Source organism: Streptomyces sp. (genome assembly GCF_031181705.1).
Classification (GTDB): Bacteria; Actinomycetota; Actinomycetes; order Streptomycetales; family Streptomycetaceae; genus Streptomyces.
Map to the genome: position 1 here is coordinate 1 of NZ_JAPSKN010000174.1, position 10384 is coordinate 10384.

The window sequence follows — 10384 nt, forward strand, 5'->3', positions numbered from 1 at the left end:
AGGCGGGCACGATGCTCAAGAACCTGGAGAAGAAGGGCAACCCCTGGGGCCTGGCGAAGAAGCAGCGCCTGGAGTGGCTCAAGGAGGTCGACTTCGAGGTCCCGGTCGTCGGCAAGGACATCGAGGACCTGTCCGAGGTCGAGTACCTGTACTGGGTCGGCTGCGCCGGCGCCCTGGAGGACCGCGCGAAGAAGACCACGAAGGCCTTCGCGGAACTCCTCCACATCGCGGGCGTGAAGTTCGCGATCATGGGCGGCGACGAGAAGTGCACCGGTGACTCCGCCCGCCGCCTGGGCAACGAGCCCCTGTTCCAGGAGCTCGGCATGGAGAACGTCATGGCGCTGAACATGGCGTTCGGCGAGGAGATGGACGACGAGGGCAAGGTGACGCCCGAGTCGGCGAAGCCGAAGTCCGCGAAGAAGATCGTCGCCACCTGCCCGCACTGCCTCAACACGCTCGGCAACGAGTACCCGCAGCTCGGCGGCGACTACGAGGTCATCCACCACACGCAGCTGCTGCAGCACCTCGTCGACGAGGGCAAGCTCATCCCGGTCACACCGGTCGAGGGCATCATCACGTACCACGACCCGTGCTACCTGGGCCGCCACAACAAGATCTACACGCCGCCGCGCGAGATCATCGCCGCCGTCCCCGGCGTCCGCAACGAGGAGATGCACCGCCACAAGGAGCGGGGCTTCTGCTGCGGCGCGGGCGGCGCGCGGATGTGGATGGAAGAGCGCATCGGCAAGCGCATCAACAACGAGCGCGTGGACGAGGCCCTGTCGGTCAACCCCGACATCGTCTCGACGGCCTGCCCGTTCTGCCTGGTCATGCTCACGGACTCCGTGAACGGCAAGAAGAACGAGGGCAAGGCGAAGGAGTCCATCACGGTCGTGGACGTCGCCCAGCTCCTGCTGGACTCGGTGAAGACGCCGGTCCCGGCGGAGACCGAGGACACCGACGGCGACGACGAGCCGCCGGCGGGCACGGCGGACTCGCGGAACGCCCCGGAGCCGGAGCCGGTGAAGTAGCCGTCCAGGACGCCTGCTTCGTCGGTCTCGAAGCCCCCCGCCCGATGACTCGGGCGGGGGGCTTCGGCGTGGTGCGGCCACCACGGCGCGGAGCGGCTGTCGGTCCGGCGACGCGACAGCGGGCCGGACCACGCCTCGCCGGTCCTCCGCCCCCTGCTCCCGGCGACCGCAGCATGATGCAGTCGTCCGGCTCCAGCGGTTCACAGGCGCGGTTCAAGCCCTCCCGGAAGCAGAACCCGGCCCGCCCCGCAGCCGCCGGCCGAGGGTCCGGCGGGCGGGGCCGATCACCACGCGGCCGTGTTCCTTGTGGCCGACCAGCTCCACGCGCAGCGTGACCGGCGTATCGGAGCCCGCCGGAGACGGCCGGTGCTTGATCCTGCTGTGCACCAGTTGCAAGCCGTCGGTGTCGACCACGACGCCCGGCCTCGTGACCAGGGTCAGCGTCTTCCCCGTCATCGCCACGTCGATCCGCAGCGTGTCGTGCAGGAGCACCGCTTCGGTGAAGTCGAGCGTCACCTTGCAGTACGTCACCGCGAGCTCCAGCCTCCGCGGCACCACCCAGCGCCCCGCGCGCACGACCGGGCCGCTGTGGACCTGCTCGATCCGGACGACGTCCCTGGCCTCCGCCCCGGCCGCCGCCAGGGTGGGTGGGAGATCGGCCGTGAGGGACGCGAGTTCCTTCAGGGTCCGCGCCGACAGGGCCGTCTCCAGGCGCTCGTCCAGCTCGTCCGCGGTCAGCAGCCCGTCCCCCGCCGCGATGCGCAGCACGTCCACCACCCGGTCCCGGTCGGCGTGGGAGGCGCGCAGCTCGGGCGTGGAGCCGGGGCCGTGCTGCTTCCCGGTGGGCGAGATCTCTCCCGGCATGCTTCCGTCCTGCTTCCGTCCTGATCGGGGCGACCGTCGACGCGCGACGCGGCCGGCGGCCCCCATCATGCCGAGGCCCGGTCGGGGCAACAACCGCACCGGCGCGGTTCCGTTCGACGGCAGGACAGCGCGGAGGGGGCTCGCCACCCCGCCGTCCGGCCGGGAATCTAGAATCGAACGTATGAACGATCCAGAGTCGCGGCTCGCGCTGCTCCGTTTTCTGGAGCGCGTGCAGGAGCGCGACCTGGCGCGCACCCGCCGGTGGATCGCGGACGAGGAGCGCCGCCAGGCGGAGCGGCGGCGCGGACTGGTGGCCCGGCCGCCCGCGCCCGACTGGCTGATCGAGCGCGGGCTGTCCGGGCAGGAGGCCGTGTACGTGCACGTCGGCGGCTGCTGGAACGCCGGGCAGCGCAGCCGGGGCGTCGAGCGTGATCACGCCCGGCGTGCCCTCGCCGAGGGCGTCAAGGCCTGCCCGCAGTGCCGGCCGGACACGGCCCTGGGCTTCATGGACGGCTAGGGCCTGTGCCGCCTGCCTCAGCGCCCCACCCGGACCACCTGGGACGTGACACCGCGGAACGATTCCGTCTCCTCGAAGCGCGCCCGGTAGGAGCCGCGCCCCGCGTCCGGCAGGTCCGCCGAGAAGGCGTGTCCCTCACCGGACCAGACGGCCTCCGTCGTCAGCAGGTCCTTCCAGCGCTTGCCGTCCCGGGAGTACTCGATGTGCACCGGAACGGTGCCCGGCGTCCAGCCGTCGGGGAAGTCCATCGCGCCCTCGACGTGCACCCCGCCCCCCTCCGCACGGCCGGCCGAGAACGACGTGAAGACCGAGGCGCGCAGGACCCTGATCTCCGCGCTGTTCCCGGAGGCCGGGGCGATGAACGGGTCGTCGCTGCGGGACGACACCCGGAAGGTGCCGGTCTCCCACGGGGTGTGCGTGAAGCTGATCCGGCCGTCCGCCCCGGTGGTGAAGTAGCCGACACTGGCGAACTGCCCGCCGGACGACGGCTCGAACAGCACCCCGCCGCTCTGCCCCTCGAACGGCACCCAGCCCTCGGGCGTCTCGCGCTCCAGGGTCGCCGTGATCGTGACCTCCTGGCCGAAGTCGACCGTCCGGGCCGCCGCCGGGGCCTCGATCGTCCAGCGCGTGGCCACCTGCCGGACGCCGATCGGGATCGGCGAGGACTCGCCGTAGAGGACGTGGGGGTGCGCGCCGTCATGCCGGTACACGGCCTGGACCGGGTCCGCCTCGTTCACGGTGACCGTGCCGGAGAAGTGCCCCTCCGCGTCGGTGCGGACGGTGTCCTCCGTCCAGTGGTCCACGTCGAGGTCCACCCGGTGGTCGGCCAGCGGCTTCAGCTCGCGGGTCCCGGGCCAGCGTCCCTTCAGGTCACCGTCGACCCGCACCTCGCGGTGGTCGGTGTCGACCTCCGTGCGGTCGGTGCGCATGTTCTCGAAGACGGCCACGACGTAATAGGCGAGCGAGCCCGCCGCGTTGTCGACGGTGTGGTCGCCGTCGGCGTCCGTGGCCTCGACGCGGACGTCGTAGCTGCCGAGGGAAGGCAGGTCGAGCGGCTGCTTCGTGTTCCACACGCCGTCGTCCGCCGTACCGGAGGCCAGGGTGAACGCGTCGGTCCCCACGACCGCGACCTCCCGCCCGGTGGCCGGGGAGACGATGTGGGCCGTGATGCCCGTGATGGCGCTGTCGGAGCGGATGCTGACCTCCAGGGTGCCGAGGTCGTCCGAGACGCTGTCCGCCCAGCGGACGTCCGGTGCCTGCCCCTCCGCGGTCCCCGCCCCCTCCGCCGCGTACGCCGCCGGCACACCGGTCAGCAGGAGCGCGGCGGCCGTACCGATGGCGGCCCAGGCCGCCCGGGTTCTGAACAAGATCCCCCCACAGGAACGTGTCGAAAGCCGTCCCGCCAGCTCGGGAACGGCCGAACGCCCTTTCTACCGCAGGGTTGTGACAACGGTCCTGCGGGTTTCCCCCCGCCGCGCACCGGACCGCCGGGCCCCGAGGCCCCCGGGAACCCCGGCCGTGCCCCCCGGCTGCCCCACACCCCCGGAACCCGCCCCGAAACCAACCGAACTCACGTACAACCCTTACGTCCTCACACAGGTCTCCTGATCGCCGACCGCCCATGATCGCCCGCACAACTCCCGGCGAACGGGGACGACCCCGGCACCCCATCGACCGTGGATGCCCGCCAGGCACCCCGCACGCCGCCGGAGACCCCGTATGAACCTGCCGCCCCGACCGCACGGCAGACCGCGCAGCGCCCCGCACGCCACACCACGCAGCAGCGCACCGCACCGGGACCGCGCACCCACGCCCCGGGCCGGCCGCGGCACCCCCGCCGCCGTCTGAGCCCTCCCGCCCCACCCCCGACCCGGAGTCCGTCTTGCGCAAGCGCACCCTCGTCCTGGCCGTCGCCCTCACCACCGGCCTGCTCTCCACCGCCCCCGCCGCCACCGCCGCACCCTCCGGCCTGTCCGGCGACTTCAACGGCGACGGCTACCGCGACGTCGCCATCGGCGCGTTCGCCGCCGACGTCGGCTCGGTGCACGGCGCCGGCGCCGTCGTCGTGCTGTACGGCTCGTCGTCCGGCGTGTCCGCGGCCCGCAGGACCGTCATCACGCAGGACTCCGCCGGTGTCCCGGGCGCCGCCGAGGAAGACGACCGCTTCGGCTACAGCCTCGCCGCCGGCGACCTCGACCGCGACGGCTACTCCGACCTGGTCGTCGGCGCCCAGTACGAGGACATCGGCGATCGGGACGGCGTAGGCTCGGCGACCGTCGTCTGGGGCGGCAAGTCCGGCCTGTCCGGTGGCAGGGGCCTGCCCCAGCCGTCCGACCTCACCGAGTGGGGCGGTTTCTCCTCGGGCGTCGCCACCGGCGACTTCGACGGGGACGGCGCGACCGACGTGACGATCACCGGCCAGTCCCGCACCCGCCTCTACAAGGGCCCGTTCACCCGCACGAGCGGCCCCGCGAGCCACACCAGCCTCGGCACGTTCGGCTCCACGTACGAGGTGTTCGCGGGCGACCTGAACCGGGACGGGGACGCCGAGCGCGTCTACCCGTTCCTGGTCACCGGTGACCCGGGCGGCGAGATCGGCTACCACGGCTGGACCGGCACCAGGTACGCCGCCACCGACCTGCCGAACGCCGACGGCGAGCAGGGCACCATCGCCGACGTCAACGGCGACGGCTACGGCGACCTCGTCCTCGGCGACTACCAGGACCCCCGGCCCGAGAAGCCCGGCGGCCACAAGGGCGGCCAGATCACCGTCTGGTACGGCGGCCCGGCCGGCCCCGACCCGGCGCAGAAGCCGACCGTGATCCACCAGGACACCACGGGCGTGCCCGGCGCCGGCGAGACCGGCGACCTGTTCGGCTCGGCGCTCGGCGCCGGGGACGTCAACGGCGACGGCTACGCCGACATCGCGGTCGGCGCCTGGTCCGAGGACATCGGCTCGGTGGAGGACGCCGGCTCGGTCACCCTGCTGTTCGGCTCGGCCAAGGGCCTCACCGGCACCGGCGCCAAGTCCTGGTCGCAGGACACCGCGGGCGTCCCCGGCAGCAACGAGACCATGGACGCCTTCGGCATGACCGTGCGCCTGGTCGACCTGGACAAGAACGGCAAGGCCGACCTGGTCACCGGCGCCGGCTACGAGAACGGCTACGGCGCGGTCACCGTCCTGCGCGGCTCCGCCTCCGGCCTGACCGCCTCCGGTTCCCTGTTCGTGTCGGCCCGGGACGTCTCCCTCAAGGGCGGCGCCGCCTTCGCCTGGGCCATCGCCCAGTGACCCGTCGACGACTCCTCAGCGAGGCACCCACCCCCATGCGGACCCGTATCACCGCCGTCCTGCTCGCGGCGGCCGCCCTGACCCCGCTCACCCTGACCGTGCCCGCCCACGCCGCCACCGCCGCCGCCCCCTGGGACTTCGACGGCGACGGCCGCACCGACCTCGCGATCGGCGCGCCCGGCGCCACCGTCTCCGGCAAGGCGAAGGCGGGCGCGGTCTCCGTCGTCTACGGCAGCACCAGCGGCCCGAAGACCTCCACGCGCACGCTCCTCACCCAGGACACGGCCGGCCTGCCCGGTGCCGCCGAGGCCGACGACGCCTTCGGCTCCGCCCTGGCCTCCGCCGACCTCGACAGGGACGGCTACGCCGACCTGCTGATCGGCGTGCCCGGCGAGGACGCGTACGACACCGACAACGGCAGCGTCACCCTGGTGTGGGGCTCGGCGACCGGCCTGAGCGGCGCCCGTTCCCTCTCCAGCCCCTTCGACCGGGACTACGACCGCTACGGCCAGACCCTCGCCGCCGGCGACTTCGACAACGACGGCGATCCCGACGTGGCGGTCGGCTCCACCGGCCCGGTCACCCTCACCCTCGTCAGCGGCCCGGTCACCAGGACGAGTTCACCGAACGGCGCCTCGGGCTCCCGCAACGACTGGTGGTCGGCCACCACCGGCGTCACCCACCTCTCCTCCGGCGACGTCACCGGCGACGGCCACCCCCGCGCCGTCCTGCACGGCCGCGCCGCGCACAACGGCGCCGCCACCACCGCCCTGGCCGACATGACGATCGGCAACTACACCGACTGGCTGCAGGACCTGCCCGGCGGGTTCGTCTCCGCCGTCGGGGACATCGACGGCGACGGCCACGCCGACATCGCCGTCGGCAACGACCGGGAGGCCTCCGCCGACCCCGCAGGCGCCCTCGGCGGCAGGGTCTCCGTCGTCTACGGCGGCCCCGCGGGCATCGGCTTGGGCCGCGCCCCGCTCGTCCTCACCCAGGACACCGCCGGGGTGCCCGGCGCCGCCGAGAAGGGCGACCGCTTCGGCAGCGGCGTCGCGCTCGGCGACGTCAACGGCGACGGGTACGCGGACCTGGCGATCGGCACCCCGGGCGAGAACTCCGCCGCCGGCGCGGTGACCGTGCTCTACGGCTCGGCGGCCGGCCTGACCACCAAGGGCGCGGTGTCGTACACCCAGAACACGGCGGGCGTGCCCGGCGGTTCGGAGAACGGCGACCGGTTCGGCGAGCGCGTCACCCTCACCGACACCACCGGCGACCGCCGCGCCGACCTGGCGGTCTCCGCGCCGGGCGAGAACGCGGGCGACGGCGCCCTCTGGTCCCTGCGCGCCACGGCCACCGGCCTGACGACGTCCGGCGCGACGAGCTTCGGCCCGGGCACCACAGGCGTCTCCACAGCGGGCACACCGGGCTACGGCACCGCCCTCGCCTCCTGATCACCGACCCTCGCACGACGTCCTCGCGGGCCGTCCCCGCACCCTCACCGGGAGGTTCCTCCCTGCGCAGGCAGACCGCGGCCGCTCTCGCCGCCGCCCTGCTCACCGCCGGTCCCACCCCGCTCACCCTCGCGGCCCCGGTGTCGGCCGCCCCGGCCAGGCACGCCGACGCCTTCAACGGCGACGGCTACCGCGACCTGGCCACCGCCGCGCCCTCCACCCCGGTCGCCGGCAAGGCCGACGCGGGCGCCGTCGTCGTCACCTACGGCTCCAGCCGCCCCGGCGAGGTCCCGGCGGAGCCCGTACGGCCGAACCCTGACGACTCACGGACGCCCAAGGACCCTGCCCCTTAAGGGATGTCACAGCTCGGCCGCAAAGCCGGGCCCGGATGCCCGGGCCCGGCACGCCACCGTCCGGGACCAGGTACGTTCGAAGACGTGGCTGGATTCAGGATCGGACGCGGCCGGAACAACGGCGCTCCTCAGACGCGACCGCAAAACCCTCCGTACGGGCAGCAGACGCCGCAGGGGCCGTCCTACGGCTACCCGCCGGCGCCGCAGCCGTACCCGCAGCAGCAGCCGTACGGCAACGGCGGCGGCCCCACCTGGCCGCAGTCGAACGCCGGCCCCGGCGGCGGTTACGGCGGCCAGGGCGAGCCGGAGTACTTCGGCGACGGCGCGTACCCGCCCGGCCCCCAGGGCCCGCACGACCCGTACGCGGCGAACAACCCGGGCCACACCCAGGCCTTCTCGGTGGGCGAGGACCCCTACACCCAGGGCGACACCTACCGCGCCGGCTCGGCCGCCCCGCCGCCCGGCCCGGTCGGCCCGCGCCTGCACTGGAAGGCCCTGCTGAGGGGGATCGTCCTCGCCCCGAACCAGACGTTCCTCCAGATGCGGGACTACACGATGTGGGGCCCGGCCCTGATCGTCACGTTCCTCTACGGACTGCTCGCCGTCTTCGGCTTCGACGGCGCCCGCGCGGATGCGATAAACGCCACACTGTCCAACGCGGTGCCGATCGTCCTGACGACGGCCGTCGCGATGGTGCTGAGCGCGTTCGTCCTGGGCGTGGTCACCCACACCCTGGCCCGCCAGCTCGGCGGTGACGGCGCCTGGCAGCCCACGGTCGGCCTGTCCATGCTGATCATGTCCCTCACGGACGCGCCCCGCCTGGTCTTCGCGATGTTCGCCGGCGGCGACGCGATGTTCGTGCAGCTGCTGGGCTGGGCGACCTGGGTCGCGGGCGGCGTGCTGCTGACCCTGATGGTCGGCCGCTCCCACGACCTGCCCTGGCCGAAGGCGCTGGGCGCGTCGGCGATCCAGCTGATCGCGCTGCTGTCGATCGTGAAGCTGGGCACGGTCTGAGACCGGGCCGCACGCGCGGAAGGGGCTCCCCTCGGGGAGCCCCTTCCGCGTAGGCCGTACTCGTACTGCTCAGGCGTCGAGGACCTGCCCGGCCCGCCGCACCACGGGCGGTTCGACACTCCACGGGAAGTTGATCCACTCGTCGGTCCGCTTCCACACGTACTCGCACTTCACGAGCGAGTGCGACTTCTCGTAGACGACAGCGCTGCGCACCTCCGCGACGGTGTCGAGGCAGAAGTCGCGCACCAGCTTGAGCGTCTTGCCGGTGTCGGCGACGTCGTCGGTGATCAGCACCTTCTTCTCGGAGAAGTCGATCACGTTGGGGACGGGCGCGAGCATGACGGGCATCTCGAGGGTGGTCCCCACACCGGTGTAGAACTCCACGTTCACCAGGTGGATGTTCTTGCAGTCCAGGGCGTAGGCGAGGCCGCCGGCCACGAAGACGCCGCCGCGGGCGATGCTGAGCACGATGTCGGGCTCGTAACCGTCGTCGGCGATCGTCTGCGCGAGCTCGCGCACGGCGACGCCGAACCGCTCGTAGGTCAGGTTCTCCCGCACACCGCTCATGTCCGTGCCGCCCATGTCCGTGCCGCCCCTGTCCGCGCCGCTCACACCTGGGTCCGATGGAAGTTGAGGAAGGACCGGGAGGCGGTCGGCCCCCGCTGGCCCTGGTACCGCGATCCGTACCGCTCGCTGCCGTACGGGAAGTCGGCGGGCGAGCTGAGCCGGAACATGCACAGCTGCCCGATCTTCATCCCCGGCCAGAGTTTGATGGGCAGGGTGGCGAGGTTCGACAGCTCAAGAGTCACGTGCCCGCTGAAGCCGGGGTCGATGAACCCGGCCGTGGAGTGCGTCACCAGCCCCAGCCGCCCCAGCGAGCTCTTGCCCTCCAGCCGGGAGGCGAGGTCGTCGGGCAGCGTGATGACCTCGTACGTGCTGGCGAGGACGAACTCCCCGGGGTGCAGGATGAACGGCTCGTCCCCCTCCGGCTCCACGAGCCGGGTCAGGTCGGCCTGCTCGATGGCGGGGTCGATGTGGGGGTACCGGTGATTCTCGAACACCCGGAAGTAGCGGTCGAGACGCACGTCGATGCTCGACGGCTGCACCATCGCGTCGTCATACGGATCGATGCGTACCCGTCCGGCGTCGATCTCGGCCCGGATGTCCTTGTCTGAGAGAAGCACGCCCCGAGGATACGCAAGGCGCGCGGAGCGTCCGCAACCGGACACCACCGCGCGCCTGCGCTGCTGCTGAGTGCTGCTGCCCGCTGTGCCCGCTACTGCTTCTGAAGGCTGACGGGAACCACGCTCCGGAGCCGCGCACATCGCGGACACCGAAGCAGGCGCCCGGGGCCGAGCCGCTCGGCCTGCTGCATCGGGAACGAAGCGGTGGTGAACACGTGCCCATCGGCACAACGGACGACGGTGCGCTCCATCAAGTCCAAGAGTCCCTTCCCCAAGAGCCGCGTCCGGCTGCTGCTCGCCTGACGACAAAAGCCACAGTACGGGATCAAAGGGACGGCCCTCCAGGCGGCACTCCGATCCCGCCCGGCCCCTCCTCGACGCCCACACGGTACGCCCCAACTCCGTTCCCCCGCAGCCGCATCTCATCCCTGAAAGACCATCAGGCCCCACGGCGCGGACACCGGGGGCCTGGCATGTTGTAGAGTGGGCGAGCATTCGGACACCGACTCCGGTCGGCGTCTTACGCGGGTGTAGTTTAATGGTAGAACATCAGCTTCCCAAGCTGAGAGCGCGAGTTCGATTCTCGTCACCCGCTCCACGAAGAAGGCCCAGGTCGGAGACCTGGGCCGTTTTGCTGTCCGGGGTGATCACTGGCCGCGTGCCAGGTGTGAGCCGGAG

At 72.4% G+C, this 10384-nt stretch carries 10 protein-coding genes and 1 tRNA gene; 7 read left to right on the plus strand and 4 right to left on the minus strand.

What is annotated here, in order from left to right; translation table 11 throughout:
* On the plus strand, positions 1-1031 hold a 1031-nt coding region (locus RIN80_RS24185; protein WP_309097756.1), incomplete at its 5' end, for a (Fe-S)-binding protein.
* 213 nt (positions 1032-1244) lie between these two features.
* On the opposite strand, the gene RIN80_RS24190 is transcribed toward RIN80_RS24185, so the two are convergent.
* Positions 1245-1895, minus strand: a complete 651-nt coding sequence (locus RIN80_RS24190; protein ID WP_309097757.1) for a DUF1707 domain-containing protein — start codon at positions 1893-1895, stop codon at positions 1245-1247.
* 181 nt (positions 1896-2076) lie between these two features.
* Here RIN80_RS24190 and RIN80_RS24195 point away from each other — a divergent pair, with 181 nt between their 5' ends.
* Positions 2077-2412, plus strand: coding sequence for a DUF6233 domain-containing protein (locus tag RIN80_RS24195; RefSeq protein ID WP_309097758.1), 336 nt, complete (start codon positions 2077-2079; stop codon positions 2410-2412).
* Positions 2413-2429: 17 nt separating this feature from the next.
* Here RIN80_RS24195 and RIN80_RS24200 read toward each other — a convergent pair whose 3' ends face one another.
* The gene (locus RIN80_RS24200) at positions 2430-3779 is read right to left on the minus strand and encodes a hypothetical protein (RefSeq protein ID WP_309097759.1); all 1350 of its coding nucleotides are present in this window, start codon (positions 3777-3779) and stop codon (positions 2430-2432) included.
* Between the two features lie 515 nt (positions 3780-4294).
* Between RIN80_RS24200 and RIN80_RS24205 the strand changes: the two genes are divergently transcribed.
* The 4 genes from RIN80_RS24205 (at position 4295) to RIN80_RS24220 (ending at position 8522) form a co-directional block, all read left to right on the plus strand.
* The gene (locus tag RIN80_RS24205; RefSeq protein ID WP_309097760.1) at positions 4295-5701 is read left to right on the plus strand and encodes an FG-GAP-like repeat-containing protein; all 1407 of its coding nucleotides are present in this window, start codon (positions 4295-4297) and stop codon (positions 5699-5701) included.
* Positions 5702-5736: 35 nt separating this feature from the next.
* Positions 5737-7155 (plus strand): FG-GAP-like repeat-containing protein, encoded by a 1419-nt coding sequence (locus tag RIN80_RS24210; RefSeq protein WP_309097761.1) that lies wholly within the window; start codon positions 5737-5739, stop codon positions 7153-7155.
* Between the two features lie 140 nt (positions 7156-7295).
* The gene (locus tag RIN80_RS24215) at positions 7296-7508 is read left to right on the plus strand and encodes an FG-GAP repeat protein (RefSeq protein WP_309097762.1); all 213 of its coding nucleotides are present in this window, start codon (positions 7296-7298) and stop codon (positions 7506-7508) included.
* A gap of 3 nt (positions 7509-7511) precedes the next feature.
* Positions 7512-8522 (plus strand): Yip1 family protein, encoded by a 1011-nt coding sequence (locus RIN80_RS24220; protein ID WP_309097763.1) that lies wholly within the window; start codon positions 7512-7514, stop codon positions 8520-8522.
* Between the two features lie 69 nt (positions 8523-8591).
* Here RIN80_RS24220 and RIN80_RS24225 read toward each other — a convergent pair whose 3' ends face one another.
* Positions 8592-9089: a phosphoribosyltransferase gene (locus RIN80_RS24225; RefSeq protein ID WP_309097765.1), complete on the minus strand. Its 498-nt coding sequence runs from the start codon at positions 9087-9089 to the stop codon at positions 8592-8594.
* Between the two features lie 41 nt (positions 9090-9130).
* A complete protein-coding gene (dcd, locus tag RIN80_RS24230; protein ID WP_309097764.1) occupies positions 9131-9706 on the minus strand; it encodes a dCTP deaminase in 576 nt (191 codons plus the stop codon).
* A gap of 524 nt (positions 9707-10230) precedes the next feature.
* On the opposite strand from dcd, the gene RIN80_RS24235 reads away from it, so the two are divergent.
* A tRNA-Gly gene (locus tag RIN80_RS24235) sits at positions 10231-10304 on the plus strand.
* Positions 10305-10384 lie beyond the last annotated feature (80 nt).